The sequence below is a fragment of the Dermacoccus nishinomiyaensis genome (assembly GCF_900447535.1).
GTDB classification, from domain to species: Bacteria; Actinomycetota; Actinomycetes; order Actinomycetales; family Dermatophilaceae; genus Dermacoccus; species Dermacoccus nishinomiyaensis.
In genome coordinates, this window is sequence record NZ_UFXX01000001.1 from 1,425,204 (window position 1) to 1,443,789 (window position 18,586).

Sequence of the window (18,586 nt, forward strand, 5' to 3'; positions counted from 1 at the left end):
GCTTGGGCGGGGCAGACTCGATGAAGCCCAGCAGGGTGCGTCTCCCCCACGACGTGGCGATCCCGGCCGATCGTCACTGGCCGTCGTCGGTCACGAAGCCTCCCGCGTGCTCACCCGAGCGCCCGGGAGGCTTCGCCGTCCCCCCGGCGATCCTCGTCCCCGTCGGCGAATCCTGTCCCCTTTCGCGGCTCTTCACGAATGAGGGTGTAGCGCGGGTCTGAACCCTCCGGCTTCGAGCAGCGACCGAGCGATGTAGTGGGTGAGGTTGCGGAAGCCGAGGGCGGAGCCGCGGAGGTGTTCGAGTCGCCCGTTGATGGCCTCGGTCGGGCCGTTGCTGGTGCCGGGGCGGTCGAAGAACGCGAGGATGTCGCCCGCCCGCTGCTTCATGGTCCGGCCGAGCTTGCGGACCTCGACGAGCACCGCGGGAACGCCGCTGCTGATCGCAGCGATCACCTCCTGCATCATCGCCTTCGCTTTCTTCTTGTCGGGCTCCCGGTAGGCCGCGACGATGCGCTGGTAGATGCCCCAGGTCGCCTCGACCTCGACGTGCTCCTCGCTCGCGAACACTGCGTCCAGGCGTGCCCGCTGCCGGTCGGTGAGCAGGCTAGCCCCGGTATGCAGGGTGCGGCGGGCTTTGTAGAGCGGGTCGCCCTTGAGCCCGCGGTGACCGGTGGTGTCTTGCTTGACCCGACGCCGGCAGACATCCAGCGCGTCGCCGGCGAGGCGGACCACGTGGAACGGGTCCATGACGGGGACGGCGTCGGGGAGTTCCTCGGCGGCAGCGGTCTTGAACCCGGCGAAGCCGTCCATCGCGACCACCTCGATCCGCTTCGCCCAGTCCGCAGGGCGGGCGGCGAGCCACTGCTTGAACACCGCCTTGGAGCGGCCCTCGACCATGCCCAGCAGCCTCGCCGGCCCGGTCTTGTTCCTCGCGGGCGTGAGATCGATGATCACGGTGACGTACTTGTCGCCCAGCCTCGTGTGTCGCCAGACGTGCTCGTCGACACCGATCGTGGTGACCCCGTCGAACCGGGCGGGGTCGTCGATCAGGCGCCGCTTGCCTTCCGCGAGGACGGCGGTGTTCGCGGCACTCCAGGACACCCCGAGACCTGCGGCGACGCGGGTGACGGTGAGGTGGTCGATGACGATGCCCGCAGCGCCCACTCCAGGCCGCCGCGGGAGATCTTCGCACGCGGCGCCGCTGCCCGCGTCATGTCCTGCCGCCACGTGCGCCGGCAGTGTCCGCACCGGTACCGGCGCACCCGCACCAGCAGGGTCGTCGGCCGGTGCCCGAACGGCTCGTGCGCCAGTCGACGCGTGACCGTGTCCCGCGGCACGCCCTCGACACCGCACTTCCGACACCACGGGTCGTCCCCGACGACGCGGCATTCGATCGTGGCCCGATCCGGCTCGATCAGCTGGCCGACGGCGACGAGGCCGAGCTCGTCGAGGCGGCAGAACGTGGTCAGGTCAGGGGTCGCGAAAGTAGGGTGGAGCACGTCGAGGTCTTTCGGGATGGCGAGCGTGAAGAACTTCCATCATCCGGGAGACCTCGACCCCTACCCGGCCACCGACGCGCTCAACCGACTACACCCTCGTTCGTGAAGAGCCCCTTTCGCGATTCTTGGTCACATTCGCATCGGCGCCCGGCGGGAGCACCTCGGCGTCCGTGGCGGCGTCGAAGGTGGACGAGAATCGCAGATGGGGACGCCGTTCGCAGAGGTGGACGAGAATCGCGAAGGTGGACGAAATTCGCAGATGGGGACAGGAATCGCCGTTGAGGACGGGCGCAGGCTCGGGCACGGGCTCTTCCTGAGGGCCGGCGGTAGGCTGCGCCGAGACGAGAGGAATGACCGCATGATCCCCTTGGACGAGGCCAGCGCCGCCGTCATGGAACACTGTCGGAGCGGCTCACGCGTCCTGCTCGGTCTTGCCGGCGAGCCGGGCGCAGGGAAGTCGACGGCGGCCGCCCGCTTGCTGCTCGACGCCGACCAGGCCGGCGTCACGGCCGCCGTCGTGCCGATGGACGGCTTTCACCTCGCGCACAGCGTCCTCGAAAGCCGGGCGATGACGGACGTCAAGGGCGCGCCCGAGACGTTCGACGCGCACGGCTTCGTCACGCTCGTCGAACGCATCCACGCCCAGCGACCCGGCGATCCGACGATCTGGGCCCCCGAGTTCCGCCGAGAGATCGAAGACGCGGTGGCCGGCGCGATCGAGGTGCCCGCCGACACACAACTCGTCATCGTCGAAGGCAATTACGTGCTGCTCGACGAGGAGCCGTGGGCCCGCCTGGCGCTGCTGTTCGACGTGGCGTGGATGCTCACTCCCTCAGCCGAGCGACGCCTGGCCCGTCTCATGGCCCGCCACGAGTCGTACGGCAACGACCCGGCCGACGCCCGACGACGCGCCCTCGGACCGGATCAGACCAACGCCGAACGCGTCCGCGCACACTCGCAGCGACCCGGCGTCACCATGGTCGACCCCGGCTGACGACAGCGCGGCCGGTTACCCTCCGCTGCCGAGGGTCATGGGCGCGCACCACGCCGTGGCACCCCACGGGAACTGGGCCCACGGGAAGATGACCTGGATCTCCTGGAGGTCGAGCACCTGCCATCCGGCAGGTGCGTTCGTACCTCCGACGCGGACCGGATCGAAGCACATCCATCGACCGATCTGGAGCCCCCGACCCCACGCCGGATCAAAGCCTGTCCCCGGCGCAGGGGGCGTCGTCGGGCCGGTCGACGTACTGGGCTCAGGCGACGTGGGCTGCGGCGACGTCGGTTCCGGGCTTGTCGGCTGTGGAGTCGTCGTTTCTGGCGAGGTCGGTTCCGTCGTCGTCGGCGGGTTGATGATGCTCGTCGTCGGCGACGTCGGTTCCGGGCTCGTCGGCTGCGGTGATGTCGGTTCCGCTGTCGTCGGCGGAACGACGATGCTCGTCGTCGGTGCCGTGAGACGTGACGAAGTTGGCTGGACCGGTGACGTCGGCGTCACGGGCGGCACGGTGCTCGTCGTCGGGGCAGCCGTCGACGATGCGGTGGGGACGTCACTCGTGGTCGACGACGTGGTCGAATGGCTCGTCGCCGGAGGGTCGGCCACGACGGTGCCCGGCCCGGTGGGCGTCGACGGCGCGCTCGTCGGCTGCACCGTCGGGACGGCGTCAGCGCTCGGCGCGGCCGCCACCGAGCGCGCGGGCACAGGCGGCAGCGACGTCGCGCCGTTAGCTCGTGAACGGCTGGCGCCGGCATCGCTCGCCGCCAGCTGAGCCGTCGACACATCGGACGTACCTGCCGTCGACGACGCCACCGACGCCGAAGACGAATTCGTCGCCTCGGACGACGCCGCGCCCGTCGGCTGCGTCGCGGACGGCGCGCCGGAGGTGGGCGGCGCGCCCTGCGAGCCGGCAGCGCTCGTCTGGGACGCAGCGGTGCGCGTCTCGTACCGCGCCGAATCCTTGCCCATGTAGACGAGGCCGAACGCTGCCGACGCTGCGGCGGTGAGGACGAGTCCACCTGCGGCCCAGGTGCTCACGCTGCCACCCGCGCCGATACCGCCGGACCCACCCGAGCCGCCGGACGAACCAGACGAGCCCGTAGAACCGGAGCCTCCCGCCCCATGCGGCATCGTCAGGGCTTCGCGCAGCGCTTCCATCTTCGCGACGTTGAGCGTCGCGGGGCTGACGGTGTGGGCCCGCGCCGACAGCGCCTCTCGAAGCGTCGCTTCGAAGGCGGTGAAGTCGTCAGGTCGCAACTCACCCATCGTTGCCTCGCATGGATACCGTCAGTTTCTTCATCGCGCGGGAAGCCTGCGATTTCACGGTTCCTGTGCTGATGCCGAGGGTCTTCGCGATCTCTGCCTCGCTGAGCCCCTCCCAGTAACGCAGGACGAGCACCTCTTTCATCCGCGCCGGCAACGCGTCGAGGTGACGCAGCACCTCGGCGTGCTCGTCGGCGAGGAGGACGGGTTCGTCGGAGCCGGGTGCCGTCTCGGGCTCGGCGACGGCCATGTGTTCGCGCGCGGTGCGTCGACGGCGTAGCGCCGAGCGCGCCTGATTCATCACGGCCGTGCGCAGGTAGGCGCGCGCGTTCGCCGGCGATTCGAGGTTGTGACGGTTGCGGTACAGGCCCAGGAACGCGTCGTGGACGACGTCCTGCGCCGACTCGACGTCGTCGACGAACTGCCGCGCCAGCCGAACCATGTCGTGGTAGGTGTTCGTGTAGAGCTCGTCGAGGTCGAGACCCTCGGGTTCGCCGTGGCCGTCATCCGGCATGCCGGCCGCGGAATCGCGGCGGGACGACGCAGCGTCGCGACGCGCGCGACGGGAGGTCGCGTCCCCGGCCGTCATCGCCCACGGGGGGAGGGGGATGGGCACGACGATCAACGTCATGGCGTCTCCTCCCGTCACGTGTTGGGCGCGTGGACTCGCCCTTCGGCGCGGGGCGCGGGCGCAACCCGCCGGGCTCAGCGATGCATAGGTTCCGACTCTACAGGGTGTCATGGCGGTGGATTGTGGCGCAGCTTCGCCGATCCTCTTGTCGTTCGGCACGCACCCCACGCGCCGTCCGTCCACCCCGTTCATGACCGTATAGACGCATGAGACCCATGTGGGTTGCGCGGGTCGGCGATGAGAAACGCGTCATGCTGACGCGGACGCCCGCCGATCACTGCGACGCGTCAGCCGCGACGCTCGCTCGATGCGTCCGAGGAGAAGCTCGAAGCCCTGGAGCGCCGCGGCGCCACCGGACATCGCGTCGAGGGGTGCGCGTGCTCCCTGAGCCTTCGGGACGACCGCGCGATCGGGCAGCGTCGGCGAGAGCACGAGCGGGCCGAACGCGCGCTCGAGCGCGGCCCGCTGCGCGCGCTGCTCCGCCATCGACGGCTTGTACCGATTGAGGACGATGCCGAGCGGTTGCAACCCGCCGGCCTCGGTGCGGCGGATCTCGTCGATCGCCGCGAACAGTCGCGTCACGGCGTTGACGGCGAACGCACCTGCCTCCGTCACGACGACGGCGCGGTCGCTCGCGACGAGCGCACTGCGCGTCAGGCCGCTCAGGGACGGCGGCGCGTCGATGAGAACGAGGTCGTAGTCGAGCTTGCCGAGCGCGGTGCGCAGCGTGTGCAACTGCTCGCCGTCGGCGTCGGGCCTGTCGAGGTTCGCCGTCGCGTCCGAACTCGGCAGCACGTGCAGATCGGCGTTGCCGCGCGGCCAGCCGGCCGGCACGATGGCGCGCCCGAGCACCTTGCGCTTCGGCCGCTCCAGCACGTCAGCACTGACGGCCCCGGGAGCGTCGACGCCCAACGCGTACGTCGCATCCCCCTGCGGATCGAGGTCGACGACGAGCGTCGTCAGCCCCCTCGCCCGCGCTGCGGCGGCGAGGCCGAGCACGACGGACGTCTTGCCCACCCCGCCCTTGAGGCTGCACACGCTGACGACGAACATGTCTCGAACCTTACCGAGCAACGCCGCCCGCCGGGGACGTTTCACCGCGCCGCGACGACCGACGACCGCCCCCCCTGCACCGAGGCAGGGGGTGCGGTCGTCGGTCAGGGGTGGGCGATCACTCAGCCCAGTCGAGCGTGCGCTCGACGGCCTGACCCCAGCGCTTGAGCAGACGCTGACGCTCTGCGTCGTCCATCGACGGCTCCCAACGCTTGCTCTCGGCCCACTGACGGCGCAAGTCGTCGAGGTCCTTCCAGAACCCGACGGCGAGCCCCGCGGCGTACGCGGCGCCGAGCGCGGTTGTCTCGTTGATCTTCGGGCGGATGACGTCGACGTCGAGCAGGTCGCTCTGGAACTGCATGAGTGTCTCGTTGACGACCATGCCGCCGTCGACCTTGAGCTCGGTGAGGTCGACGCCGGAGTCGGCGTTCATTGCCTTGACGACCTCTTGGCTCTGGAACGCGACGGCCTCGAGGGCGGCGCGGCAGATGTGGCCGCGGTTCGCGAAGCGGGTGAGGCCGACGATGGCGCCGCGCGCGTCGCTACGCCAGTGCGGCGCGAACAGGCCGGAGAAGGCGGGGACGACGTAGACGTCGCCGTTGTCGTCGACCTCCTTCGCGTACTTCTCGACTTCCTTGGCGTCCTTGATGAGCTTGAGGTTGTCACGCAGCCACTGCACGAGCGAGCCGGTGACGGCGATCGAACCCTCGAGTGCATAGACGGGCTTCTCGTCGCCGATCTTGTAGCAGACGGTCGTGAGCAGGCCGTTCTTGCTCATCACCTTCTCCTCACCCGTGTTGAGGATGAGGAAGTTGCCCGTGCCGTACGTGTTCTTCGCGGTGCCGGGCTCGAAGCAGACCTGGCCGAACGTCGCGGCCTGCTGGTCGCCGAGCGCGCCGGAGATCGGCACGTCCTTGAGGATGCCGCGGTGACGCACCTTGCCGTAGACCTCGCTGCTGCTGCGGATCTCAGGCAGCATCGACATGGGGATGCCCATGTCCTTCGCGATGTCCTCGTCCCACTCGAGGGTGTCGAGGTTCATCAGCATCGTGCGTGAGGCGTTGGTGACGTCGGTGACGTGGACGCCGCCCTTCGGCCCGCCCGTCATGTTCCAGATGACCCACGTGTCCATCGTTCCGAACAGCAGGTCGCCCTTCTCGGCCTTCTCGCGGGCGCCGTCGACGTTGTCGAGGATCCACTTGGCCTTCGGGCCGGCGAAGTACGTCGCGAGCGGCAGACCGCACACGTCCTTGTACTTCTCGCTGCCTGCGTCACCGGCGAGTTCCTTGCAGATCGCGTCGGTGCGCGTGTCCTGCCAGACGATCGCGTTGTAGACCGGCTTGCCGGTGTTCTTGTCCCACACGAGCGTCGTCTCACGCTGGTTGGTGATGCCGACGGCGGCGATGTCGTCGGAGTCGAGGTCACCCTTTGCGAGGGCCTCGGCACAGACCTTGCGCGTGTTCGTCCAGATCTCGAGGGCGTCGTGCTCGACCCAGCCCGCCTTCGGGAAGACCTGCTGGTGCTCCATCTGCGCGACGGCGACGACCTCGCCGTCATGGTCGAAGATCATGCAGCGCGTGCTCGTCGTGCCCTGGTCGATGGCGGCGACGTACTTCTTCTCTGCCTTGTCAGCCATGTTCACTCCTCGTGCGATCCGTGTTCGATGCTGCTGGTGTCCAGTGTGCGCTTCTGCGTCAGCCGATGTAGGCGTGGGCGGCGAGACCGGCGAGCACACCACCGATGACGGGGCCGACGACCGGCACCCAGGCGTAACCCCAGTTGGAGTCGTCCTTGCGCGGGATCGGCAGGACGAAGTGCGCGAGACGCGGAGCGAGGTCACGGGCGGGGTTGATGGCATAACCCGTCGGGCCACCCAGGCTGACGCCGATCGCGACGACGAGGAACGCGACGTTGAGCGGGCCGGCCTGGCTCGGGGTCTTCGTGAACGCGAGGATCGTGAAGACGAGGATGAACGTGCCGACGACCTCGGTGACGACGTTCCAGAACGGCGCGCGCACGGCGGGAGCCGTCGAGAAGACGTTCGTCGGGGCGTCCTCGTGATCGTCGAACTGCTTCTTGTAGGCGGCCCAGACGACGACGGCACCGATGAAGCCGCCGATGAACTGCGCCGCGAGATACACGAAGGTCGACGCGACGCTGATGTCGACGCCCTTCGCGTACTCATCGGCCCCCGAGGCGAGGATGCCCAGAGTGACGGCCGGGTTGAGGTGCGCGCCCGACTTGTACGAGGCGAAGACACCGGCGAAGACGGCGAAGCCCCACCCGATGTTGATCATCAGAGGCCCTCCCCCGAAGCCTCCGTTGCGGGGCAGCAGCACGTTGGCCACCACTCCGACACCCAGGACGATGAGAATCGCCGTCCCGAGAAGTTCGCTGACGAAGACCTGACCGAGGCTCATGGGTGCCTTTCTCGACGTTCGACGGTGGCATGTGACGACCACCACTCATGCTACCGATGAAGCATACGTCAGGCGCACCCCGGCAGGTCGGACGGGGACATGTTCCGCGTCACACCCGTCATCGTGGCCCTGGCACGCGCAAGGGATCAAGCAGCCGGGGCGGTTCCCACGCCTCGGGACAGCCGGGGACGACGTCAGCGCTCGGGCGAGGTCTCAGCGATCTCAGGCGTGCGACGCACCTCGGCCGGCGGCGACGTGAGGCACCAGGCCAGGCCCAGGAAGGGAACGACGGCGGTGACGGCCCACAGGACCCACGTGATGGCGTGCTCCATGAGACAGCTCCTCGAGATCGTGTCTACTTCTGCGCCCATGCTCGCACGGGGCCAGCGGCACCTCAACCGATCTCGTCGACCACCCACCAGGTCGATCGGACTCGCGCAGTTCGTCGCGGCCCACGCTGCCGGGAGAGGCCCACGCTGCCGGGAGAGGCCCACGTGGCAGGGCGTGGCCCACGCGGCCCGGCGAGCTGCGCCGCCGTCCGGTGAGGAATGACACCCCCGCAGGCGGTATCGGGGACGAACAGGCGGGTCTAAGCTGAAGGAAGACCAGAGAATCGGCGCGGCTCGGCGATCTCCGACGCGCCTTCGACCCGGCAGTGGAGGTTTTCGATGACCATGCACCCGTACAGCGCACAGTTGGGCCCCAGCTCGCGCGCCGAGTCCTGGCGCGAACTCACCGAGCGTGAGCTCGACGTCCTCGTCATCGGTGGTGGCGTCACCGGCGCCGGCACTGCGCTCGACGCCGTCACGCGCGGTCTGCGCACGGGTCTCGTCGAGGCCCGCGACTTCGCGAGCGGCACGTCGTCGCGCAGCTCTAAGCTATTCCACGGTGGCCTGCGCTACCTCGAGCAGCTCAACTTCGCGCTCGTCGCCGAGGCGCTCAAGGAGCGCGAGCTCATGATGACGCGCATCGCGCCGCACCTCGTCCACCCCGTCGCGTTTCTGTACCCGCTGTCGCACCGCGCGTGGGAGCGCCCGTACGTCGCGACCGGTATCGCGATGTACGACCAGATGGGCGGCGCCCGCTCCGTCCCGCGTCAGAAGCACCTGACGAAGAGCGGCACGATGAAGATGTTCCCCGGCCTCAAGAACGACGCGATGGTCGGCTCGATCCGCTACTACGACTGCCAGGCCGACGACGCACGTCACACGATGACGGTCGCCCGCACCGCCGCGCAGTACGGCGCGATCGTGCGCAACTCGACCGAGGTCGTCTCGCTCATCACCGAGGCCGACCGTGTCGTCGGCGCGAAGATCCGCGACGTCGAGACCGGCGAGACGGCTGACGTGCGCGCCAAGGTCGTCATCAACTGCACGGGCGTGTGGACCGACGACATCCAGAAGATGACGGGTGGCAAGGGCCGCTTCCGCGTGCGCGCGTCGAAGGGCGTGCACATCCTCGTCCCGCGCGACCGCATCGCCGGCGAGGTCGGCCTGATCCTGCGCACCGAGAAGTCGGTGCTGTTCGTCATCCCGTGGGGCCAGCAGTGGCTCATCGGCACGACCGACACCGACTGGGCGCTCGACGTCGCGCACCCCGCCGCGACGAGCAAGGACATCGACTACATCCTCGAGCACGTCAACACGGTGCTCGCCTCGCCGCTGACGCGTGACGACATCCTCGGCGTGTTCGCCGGTCTGCGTCCGCTGCTCGCCGGCGAGAGCGAGGACACCTCCGCACTGTCGCGCGAGCACGCCGTCGCGCGTCCGCAGCCGGGCCTCATCTCGATCGCCGGCGGCAAGTACACGACGTACCGCGTCATGGCCGCCGACGCCGTCGACGCCGCGGCCCAGGACCTCGGCCCGATCAAGGAGTCGGTGACGGAGGTGACGCCGCTCGTCGGCGCCGACGGTTACGCCGCGATGCTCAACCTCAAGCACGAGATCGCCGCCGAGTCGGGCCTGCCCGAGTGGCGCATCGAGCACCTGCTCAACCGTTACGGCTCGAAGCTGTACGACGTGCTCGCCCTGTCGAAGGACGACGAGTCGCTGCTCGAGCCCGTCACGAACGCCGACGAGTACCTGCGCTGCGAGATCGCGTACGCCGTCACGGACGAAGGTGCGATGCACCTCGAGGACGTCCTCGCGCGCCGCACGCGCATGTCGATCGAGACGAAGCACCGCGGCGTCGACGCGGCCGCCGAGGTCGCCGACATCATCGCGCCGATCCTGGGCTGGACGCAGGAGCAGCGCGACGCCGAGGTCGAGTCGTACACCGAGCGGGTCGCTGCCGAGGTGAAGTCGCAGGAGCTCGACACCGACGAGGCATCCGACGCGGCCCGCCTGTCCGCTCCGGACCCGCGCCCGCAGCTGCGCAAGGTCGTCGCCACCCGCTGACGGCCCGTCCGCAGGAGCGCCGACCACGCGTCCCACTTGTCGCAGATGCGCAGCAAGTGGGACGTCGCGTGTCGGGGTTCTCCCCACTCGGTGCAGTTCTACGCCGAGTGGGACGACGCGGCGTCACGTCTTCCCCACACGGTGCGCGTGCGAGGTGCCACTGCGGATATGCGAGGTCGAAGCGCCGGTTCACTCCCTCGATGCGTACCGGGTGCTGCAGCACCGGCGTCGGCAAGCCCGCCAGCACGAACAACGGACGCAGGCGCGCCTCCATCGGCGATTGGGCGCGCCCGTCGGCGAGACGGGCAACCTGGCGCAGGCGTGGGTTCGTCGACCACTCGCTCAGCATGTCCTTCGCCATCAGCTCACGATGCGCGGGCACCGCGTCGGCGAGGACCACGGCGTCGACGAGCGGCACCCGATCGACAACCTCGCCGAGGAGATCGGCCGGCGGAGTCATCGCGATCGGCCCGGCGGCCGTCTCGGCGACGAACAAGCGCGCAGCGCCGCGAGCAACACCACCGCATCCGAATGTCGCCACCGTGCACCGTGCGGAAGGAGATGTGCACCCGGTCGGTCGACGGCACCGGCAGGCCCTGCAGCGCTGCAGCCGGGACGGAGGCCGCGTGAGCCCGTCGAAGGTGTGGGTCCGCCGCAGGAGGTGTCGATGCTCATGTGCGCAGCTCGTTCCGGAGGAACCCCCGCGTGCTGCGCGTCATCCACACCCGTCGCTGTCCACAGGAGAGCGTCACGTTCTGAGCTCATCGTTTGCTGCTCCCACCTGATGCGGAACCGAAACACGTGGGAGGTCTCGGTGCCGGAATCGCCGCACTCGTTACCTCACAGCAACGAATGTGACGTCGACCTCCCGTCCCGCTCCCATTCGGTGCGCATCGGCGCCATGCGGGACGACACCGCTCGCCGTTCACACAGAAACGTCACAGAAACGGCATTGAAAGGACACAGTCAGGTGGCGCAGACTCGGAGTCATGAGCACCGCTGCCCCTGCCCTGAAGCGTCCTGACGGCTCGAACGTCCGCGTCCTCGTCGTCGACGACGAGTCGAACCTCACCGAACTGCTTTCGATGGCCCTGCGCTACGAGGGGTGGGACATCAAGACGGCGGCGACGGGCAACTCGGCCGTCAAGACGGCGAAGGAGTTCAAGCCGGACGCCGTCGTGCTCGACATGATGCTGCCCGACTTCGACGGCCTCGAGGTGCTACGGCGCATGCGCGACGAGGACCCGGCGCTGCCGGTCTTGTTCCTGACGGCACGCGACGCCGTCGAGGATCGTGTCGCCGGTCTGACGGCGGGCGGCGACGACTACGTCACGAAGCCCTTCAGCCTCGAAGAGGTGGTCGCGCGCGTGCGGGCGCTGCTGCGTCGCTCGGTGCAGCTCGCCGAGGAGGAGACGTCGCTGCTCACCGTCGGCGACCTGACGCTCGACGAGGACAGCCACGAGGTGATGCGCGCCGGCACCGAGATCAACCTGACGGCAACGGAGTTCGAGCTCCTGCGCTTCCTCATGCGCAACCCGAAGCGCGTGCTGAGCAAGGCGCAGATCCTCGATCGCGTGTGGCACTACGACTTCGGTGGGCAGGCGAACGTCGTCGAGTTGTACATCAGCTACCTGCGCAAGAAGATCGACGCGGGCCGCGAACCGATGATCCACACGATGCGCGGCGCCGGTTACGTGCTCAAGCCGGCCGGCTGATCGCGGCGGCGGGCATCCGTCGTCAGCGATCGTTGCCCGAGAACGCGTCGAGCACGACGCGATCACGGGCGAAGATGAAGGCCTGGAGCCCGTCCCCGTCCCCACGCGGAGACGACCACCCGCCCTCGAGCAGCTGGGAGACAGCGACCCGTCATGATCCTCAACCCGGCCCGGTGGACGCTGCGTTCGAAGCTGCTCGCGTCCATCGTCACCCTGTTCATCGTCGTGCTGACGCTCATCGGCGCCGCGACGGTGCTGTCGATGCGCACTTCGCTGATGAAGCAGGTCGATCAGCAACTCATCGACGTCGAGCGCGCCGTCGGCGGCGGGCCGGCGGGAACCACGGAGCTGGGCGGGCCGGCGGACCAGGACTCGCACCCTCGCGCACCAGGCCTCGGGGGCAGTGTGCTGCGGCTGACGCTCGACGCGTCGTCGACGCCTGATTCGCTCGTGGTCGACCAGAACTACGTCTCGTCCGCGACGGGCACACAGTTGACGTTGTCGCAAGCGCAGATTCGCAGTCTCGCGACGGCAGACCTGGGCACGACGCCGAAGACGATGGATTTCGACGGCTCCCTCGGCCGCTACCGCGTCGTGCGTGTCCCGAAGCCCGACGGGGACATCGCGTTCATCGGGCTACCGCTCGCGCCGATCGACGACAACATCCGCGCGCTCGCCGGCAACATCGCACTCATGGGGCTGCTCGGTCTCGTCACGATCGGGGGCGCCTCGTTCCTGCTCGTGCGTCGTAACCTGCGGCCGCTGCAGCAGGTGGCAGCGACGGCGGAACGTGTCTCTGAACTGCCGCTCGGGCGTGGTGACGTGCGCACCGACGAGCGCGTGCCGGTGGCGCTGACCGACGATCACACCGAGGTCGGCACCGTCGGGTTGGCGCTCAACAACCTGCTCGACCATGTCGACTCGGCGCTCGACGCGCGTCACGAGAGCGAGATGCAGGTGCGCCAGTTCGTCGCCGATGCCAGCCATGAGCTACGCACGCCACTCGCATCGATCCGCGGCTACGCGGAGTTGTCGCGGCGCGAGAAGGAGCCGGTTCCCGTCGGTGTCACGCATGCGCTGGGCCGCATCGAGTCGGAAGCGGGACGCATGACGACACTCGTCGAAGACCTGCTGTTGCTCGCCCGACTCGACGCAGGGCGCGAGCTCGAACGCGAACCGGTCGACCTGACGCGCGTCGTCGTCGAGACCGTCAGCGATCTGCACGCGGCTGGGCCCGAGCACGTGTGGCATCTCGACCTGCCGGAGGATCTGGAGGACTTCCCGGAGGTCATCGGCGATGAGGCGCGCCTGCGTCAGGTCGTCATCAACCTCTTGGCCAACGCGCGGCGTCACACCCCGGCGGGCACGACGGTGACGGCCGGCCTCGCGCGGCGCGATGACGACGTGCTGCTCACCGTCACCGATGACGGCCCCGGCATCCCGCCCGAGTTCATGCCGCACCTGTTCGAGCGGTTCACGCGCGGGGACGCAGCGCGAACGCGTACGGAGGGCTCGACGGGGTTGGGGTTGTCGATCGTCGATGCGGTCGTCGCGGCGCATCACGGTACCGTGCGGGTGGAGAGCCGGCCGGGACGCACGTGCTTCACGGTGTCCCTGCCCCTCGAAGATCCGCGGCCATCGTCTCAGGAGGACCGATCGTGAACCCGACGCCCGGCGCGGACACCGCGCACCGCTCGACGACCGCGCCCGTCTCTACTGCTTCGACCTCATCGGGTTCGAGCGACGAGTCGATGACGGCGAACGCTCCAGGCAGCAGCCGCCTCGACGCGCTGCGCTCCCCCGGAGCGGCGCAGGCGATGCGCTTCGCGATGGTCGGCATCGCCTCGACGGTGCTCTACACGGTGTTGTTCGCCGTTCTCGACACGCGAATGAACCACCAGATCGCGAACATCTTGGCGCTGCTCATCTGCACGGTGCTCAACACGTGGGTCAATCAGCGGTTCACGTTCGACGCGGCCGGCCACGAACGCGGCCGTGACGCTCACCTGCAGAGCCTCGCCATCCTCGTCGTCACGCTCGCCGTGACGAGCGGAGCCCTCGCCCTCGAACATCACCAGTGGCCGCACGCCTCGACGCTGTGGGATACCGTGACGGTGACCGTCGGCAACGCCATCGCAACCGTCATCCGCTTCGTGGTGTTCCGCCGTATCTTCGCCGCCCGGGACTGAACGGGCGCGGCGCACGGTGCGCCCGAGCCATCGAGGCCCGTCTAGTCCGCCCCCCCGATCTACAGGTCCTCGCTTCACCGGGTGCTACCGGTCATTGCGTCGATGCTCCAACTTCGTGATGCATTCAGCACCGCACTCGGCCGTCCGGCCAACCTCTGCGTCCAACAACAGGTTCCACCGCCCGTGGGGATCCGTCTTCGCAGTTCCGCTTCAGGCGAAGACGACGTCCGTCGTCACGTCCGGGCGGCGCATCTCGCGCGCCTCGGCGAGATAGTTCTGCCGCATCGTCCACGGCGCGGCGTCGCTGCGACGCGGCATGATGTCGGCCGCGCGGCGCAGATAGCCCGAATCCATCTCGAGCAGCGGGCGCCGGCCGAGCTCTGACGGCGGGACGGGCGTCGCGCTGCGGTAGCGGCCGTCACGCAGATGCTTGATCATCCGCGCGACGAACCGGTGCGACAGGTCACCGCGCAAGCTCCACGACGCGTTGATGTAGCCGACGCAGAGCGCCGCGTTCGGCACGCCCTCGAGCATGCAGCCGCGGTAGACGAGACGCTGCGAGACGTCGACCGGCTCGCCGTCGATGCGCAGGCTCGCGCCGCCGAGCAACTCGACGGCCAGACCCGTCGCCGTCACGATGACGTCGGTCTCGAGCAGCTCACCCGAACTCGTACGCACCCCGCCCGGCTCGACGCTCGCGATCGTGTCGGTGACGACCCTGGCACGCCCGTGCTTGACCGCCTTGAACAGGTCGCCGTCAGGCACGATGCACAACCGCTGATCCCACGGCGCATACGGCGCGGTGAAGCTGTCGACGTGCTCCTCACCCGCGCCCTGACGAACGTTCGCACGCAGCACCGCACGCGCCGCCCGCGGCAGGCGCCGCGCCGTCTGGTACGAAGCCCACTGCGCCGCAACGTTCTTCGCCCGCATGACGGCGTGCTTGCGCTGCGGGCTGAGCCGCTCGTCCGGGATCTTCGCCAACGCCGCCGCTAGCGGATCACGCGACGGCTGCGCGAGCACATACGTCGGCGTTCGCTGCAGCATCGTCACCTCCGCGCCGAGATCGGCGAGCGCCGGCACGAGCGTCATCGCCGTCGCACCCGAGCCGATGACGACGACGCGCCGGCCCGCCACGTCGAGATCCTGCGGCCAGAACTGCGGATGCACGACCTGGCCCGCGAACTCCGCGAGAGCGGGGATGTCCGCCGCATACGGCTCGGCGTAGCTGTAGTAACCGCTGCACGCGTAGATGAAGCCGGCCGTCATCTCGACCTCGCCGTCAGGTGTGTCGACGCGCAGCCGCCACACCGCGTCAGCACTGCTCCAATCCGCGCTGACGACCTTGTGCCGCAGACGAATCCGCTCACTCACACCGAACGCGTCGGCCGTCGAACGGATGTAGTCGAGGATGTCCTCACCCGCCGCGATCGCCTTCTCCTGACGCCACGGCGCGAACGGATACGACAACGTGTACATGTCCGAATCCGAACGCACCCCCGGATACCGGAACTGATCCCACGTGCCACCGAGCGCATCCCGCGCCTCGCGAACGACGTAATCGACGCCCGGATTCGCCTCCTGGATGCGACACGCCGCCCCGACGCCCGACAACCCAGCACCGACCATGACGACATCGACGTGCTCCACCTGCTGCTGCACACCCACCGACACGACGAACTCCTCACTCCACGAACACACCACCTGCGAGGCTAACGACCCCGACGTGGGCGCGTGGCCCGTCGAGACAGGTGCGATACCGAGGGGTGGGGTGCCGTGGCGCCCGGGCGGGCGGCCGAGCTGCCAGAGCTGGCGGAGGGCCTCCGTCGGCGCGACGTGCGCTCGCTTCGCTCTTGTGGCGGCCCGGGCGAGTTGTTGAGCTGTCGGAACGGGCGGAGGGACTCCGTCGGCGCGACGCGCGCTCGCTTCGCTCGCGGGCGTCGTGCCTCCTCCTCAAATCCCCCGTACCCATTCAGCGAGAGTGACGAGGGCCCCGCCGGGGCGACTTCGTCGCGCCCGGCGGGGCCCTCGTCACTCTCGCTGGCGGAGGCGGAGGGATTTGAACCCTCGATGGGGCTATAAACCCCAAACCCGCTTAGCAGGCGGGCGCCATAGACCGGACTAGGCGACGCCTCCTCCGCGCAGCTTTCGCTGCAGCCCTGAAAGGTTATCCGACCCGCCCCGCCACACCAAACCGCCTCCCCCCGACACGTCAACACAGGAGACTCACACCTGGGCTTCGGCCGGCGTCGAGCTTCGTCACCAGATTGAGACATTTCCTCCTTCATCCCTCATGATGGAGTGTCAGGGGCAGCTTTCGGTGCCCTCACACGCAACAGAGAGGGCCACGATGGCGAGGCAGGCGGAGCACGAACCATCCGGTGCGCACGCACCGTCCGACGTGACCCGCTCGAGCGAGCGTCAACGCCGCCGTGCGACGCTACGCCGCTCTCTGTCGTTGACATTTCTGAGCACCCTCGTCCCCGGCCTCGGGTTGATGTGGACGAAACGTCGCACCGTCGGCGTCATCCTCCTGCTCATCGCCGTCATCGCCGGCATCGCTCTCAGCATCTTCCTCCTGAGCGGTAACGTCCTCACCGGCGCCGCCAACGTCCTCACCTCGACCGGCCTCAAGCTCGCCCTCGTCGCGCTGGCCGCTGCCCTCGTGCTGTGGTTGACGTCGATCGTTCTCACCGCGCGCACGACGCACACCGACGGCTGGTCGCACCGCGGCGACATCCTGTTCAAGGCCTTCACCGCCCTCATGTGCCTCGCCGTGACGATGCCGCTCGCGCGCGCCGTCAGCACCGTCACCGTCACGCAGGACGCGTTCGGCACCATGTTCATCAAGAACGGCAAGGGCGCCGCCTCCACCAAGGAGAACGCGTTCAAGAAGAAGGCCCGCGTCAACCTCATGCTCGTCGGTTCCGACGCGGGTAGCGACCGCACGGGCATCCGCACGGACTCGCTCATGGTCGCCTCGATCGACACCCACACGGGTGACACGACCCTCATCAGCATCCCGCGCAACTGGAACTACGTCCCGTTCCCCGAGTCGAACCCGCTGCACAAGCTCTACCCGAACGGCTTCCACTGCCCCGAACGTGGTGCGGGCGACCCCTGTTGGATGGATGCGGTGTGGAGCGAAGCCGACACGCAGCACCCGGAGTTGTTCCCCGGTGAGCAGTACGCCGGCCTCAACGCGACGCGCGACGTCGTGCAGGAGATCATCGGCATGCCGATCGACTACTCCACCGTCATCAACCTCAAGGGCTTCCAGGACCTCGTCGACGCCATGGGCGGCGTCGACATGACGATCCCTCCCGGGGGCATCGCCATCGGTGGCAAGATCGAGGGCGGCGCGATCGTGCCCGGCTCGATCACCGGCCGCATCCCCGAAGGACGCCAACACCTGAACGGTCAGCAAGCCCTATGGTACTCACGCAGCCGCGTCGAGACCGGCGACGGCGACCGCATGCGCCGTCAGCGCTGCATGGTCAACGCACTCATCGACCAGACCAACCCCATCTCACTGGTCAACCAGTTCCCCTCGATCATGAAGGTCGCCAAGGAGAACATCCTGCTCGACCTGCCGCAGAGCGAACTGCCCGACCTCGCCGACCTCGCGAACACGATGAAGAAGGGCCAGACGAAGAGCGTCAACCTCGCCTACCCCGTCATCAGCGACAGCCACCCCGACTACGACAAGGTGCGCGCCCTCATCAAGAAGGGCATGGATCGCTCGACGCCGGCCCCGAAGCCGAAGTCCAGCTCGAGCGCTTCGTCGTCGACCGCCCCGAACTCGTCGTCGAGCAGCGCGAGCACCAGCTCGTCGAGCAGCGACCAGGCCATCGACGACACCACGGCCACCTGTTGATCGTGCGCACGACTGAACGCAGACTCGGCTGCGCCGCCCACCCCACGAGGGACGGGCGGCGCACTCGTCTGCGTGACGGGCCCCGCCCGAGCATGACGGAGTCGGCGCACGACGAAGCCCCCAGCCGAACGGCTGGGGGCTTCGTACGAAAACGCTACGAGATCAGATGATCAGGCAGCCGTGACGTTCGAGGCCTGCGGGCCCTTGTCGCCCTGCGTGATCTCGAACTCGACGCGCTGACCCTCGTCGAGCGAGCGGTAGCCGTTGGTCTGGATGGCGGAGAAGTGAACGAAGACGTCGGCGCCGCCGCCGTCCTGCTCGATGAAGCCGAAGCCCTTCTCAGCGTTGAACCACTTCACAGTGCCCTGTGCCATGGGAAATCCCTCAATCTGTTTCTCTGCGTTGAGCCTGCACTTTTTGCAGGCTCAGGCTGATGTGCATGCCGTGAACGCCTGAGGTGATGTACAACAGGGGTAAAACCGGGTTCTGCAAAGCAACCACCCTCACGCTAACACGAGCGGCCCCGCGGGCTTCATTCCACGCGTCCCG

14 protein-coding genes, 1 tRNA gene and 1 pseudogene are annotated in these 18,586 nt (G+C 68.6%); 7 read left to right on the forward strand and 9 right to left on the reverse strand.

The features are described from left to right. Positions 1–192 precede the first annotated feature (192 nt). Positions 193–1,499: pseudogene (locus DYE07_RS06665) on the reverse strand (ISL3 family transposase). A 358-nt stretch (positions 1,500–1,857) separates the two neighbouring features. Here DYE07_RS06665 and DYE07_RS06670 point away from each other — a divergent pair. Then, on the forward strand, positions 1,858–2,493 hold the full coding sequence (locus DYE07_RS06670; protein ID WP_115296597.1) for a nucleoside/nucleotide kinase family protein: 636 nt from the start codon (positions 1,858–1,860) through the stop codon (positions 2,491–2,493). 271 nt (positions 2,494–2,764) lie between these two features. Continuing rightward, positions 2,765–3,265 (forward strand): hypothetical protein, encoded by a 501-nt coding sequence (locus DYE07_RS06675; protein ID WP_115296598.1) that lies wholly within the window; start codon positions 2,765–2,767, stop codon positions 3,263–3,265. A 486-nt stretch (positions 3,266–3,751) separates the two neighbouring features. Here the strand turns inward: DYE07_RS06675 and DYE07_RS06685 are convergent, their stop codons facing one another. The 5 genes from DYE07_RS06685 to DYE07_RS14695 form a co-directional block, all read right to left on the reverse strand. Then, positions 3,752–4,387, reverse strand: a complete 636-nt coding sequence (locus tag DYE07_RS06685) for an RNA polymerase sigma factor (RefSeq protein WP_074039770.1) — start codon at positions 4,385–4,387, stop codon at positions 3,752–3,754. A 249-nt stretch (positions 4,388–4,636) separates the two neighbouring features. Continuing rightward, positions 4,637–5,440: a ParA family protein gene (locus DYE07_RS06690; RefSeq protein ID WP_115296599.1), complete on the reverse strand. Its 804-nt coding sequence runs from the start codon at positions 5,438–5,440 to the stop codon at positions 4,637–4,639. A 118-nt stretch (positions 5,441–5,558) separates the two neighbouring features. Further along, on the reverse strand, positions 5,559–7,076 hold the full coding sequence (gene glpK / locus DYE07_RS06695; RefSeq protein ID WP_006946725.1) for a glycerol kinase GlpK: 1,518 nt from the start codon (positions 7,074–7,076) through the stop codon (positions 5,559–5,561). 58 nt (positions 7,077–7,134) lie between these two features. Next, the gene (locus tag DYE07_RS06700; RefSeq protein WP_006946749.1) at positions 7,135–7,860 is read right to left on the reverse strand and encodes an MIP/aquaporin family protein; all 726 of its coding nucleotides are present in this window, start codon (positions 7,858–7,860) and stop codon (positions 7,135–7,137) included. Positions 7,861–8,054: 194 nt separating this feature from the next. Then, entirely contained in the window at positions 8,055–8,192 is a 138-nt protein-coding gene (locus DYE07_RS14695; RefSeq protein WP_006946717.1) for a hypothetical protein, read from the reverse strand. A 336-nt stretch (positions 8,193–8,528) separates the two neighbouring features. Here DYE07_RS14695 and DYE07_RS06705 point away from each other — a divergent pair, with 336 nt between their 5' ends. The 4 genes from DYE07_RS06705 to DYE07_RS06720 all read left to right on the forward strand — a co-directional run bounded on the left by DYE07_RS06705 (position 8,529) and on the right by DYE07_RS06720 (position 14,160). Beyond that, positions 8,529–10,256 carry a glycerol-3-phosphate dehydrogenase/oxidase gene (locus DYE07_RS06705; protein WP_006946713.1) on the forward strand — a complete coding sequence of 576 codons (1,728 nt, stop codon included), beginning with the start codon at positions 8,529–8,531 and terminating at the stop codon, positions 10,254–10,256. Positions 10,257–11,245: 989 nt separating this feature from the next. Further along, positions 11,246–11,971, forward strand: a complete 726-nt coding sequence (locus DYE07_RS06710) for a response regulator transcription factor (RefSeq protein WP_062257047.1) — start codon at positions 11,246–11,248, stop codon at positions 11,969–11,971. A 153-nt stretch (positions 11,972–12,124) separates the two neighbouring features. Next, positions 12,125–13,633 carry a sensor histidine kinase gene (locus DYE07_RS06715; RefSeq protein ID WP_115296600.1) on the forward strand — a complete coding sequence of 503 codons (1,509 nt, stop codon included), beginning with the start codon at positions 12,125–12,127 and terminating at the stop codon, positions 13,631–13,633. Further along, entirely contained in the window at positions 13,630–14,160 is a 531-nt protein-coding gene (locus tag DYE07_RS06720) for a GtrA family protein (protein WP_062257044.1), read from the forward strand. Before DYE07_RS06715 ends, DYE07_RS06720 begins: the two co-directional genes overlap by 4 nt. A gap of 210 nt (positions 14,161–14,370) precedes the next feature. On the opposite strand, the gene DYE07_RS06725 is transcribed toward DYE07_RS06720, so the two are convergent. Together DYE07_RS06725 and DYE07_RS06730 are read right to left on the reverse strand one after the other, a co-directional pair. After that, on the reverse strand, positions 14,371–15,861 hold the full coding sequence (locus DYE07_RS06725) for a flavin-containing monooxygenase (protein WP_237723868.1): 1,491 nt from the start codon (positions 15,859–15,861) through the stop codon (positions 14,371–14,373). A gap of 340 nt (positions 15,862–16,201) precedes the next feature. After that, a tRNA-Ser gene (locus DYE07_RS06730) sits at positions 16,202–16,296 on the reverse strand. 322 nt (positions 16,297–16,618) lie between these two features. Here DYE07_RS06730 and DYE07_RS06735 point away from each other — a divergent pair. Further along, positions 16,619–18,037: an LCP family protein gene (locus tag DYE07_RS06735; RefSeq protein ID WP_160126172.1), complete on the forward strand. Its 1,419-nt coding sequence runs from the start codon at positions 16,619–16,621 to the stop codon at positions 18,035–18,037. 170 nt (positions 18,038–18,207) lie between these two features. On the opposite strand, the gene DYE07_RS06740 is transcribed toward DYE07_RS06735, so the two are convergent. After that, positions 18,208–18,411 (reverse strand): cold-shock protein, encoded by a 204-nt coding sequence (locus DYE07_RS06740; protein ID WP_006946709.1) that lies wholly within the window; start codon positions 18,409–18,411, stop codon positions 18,208–18,210. Between the last annotated feature and the right edge of the window lie 175 nt (positions 18,412–18,586).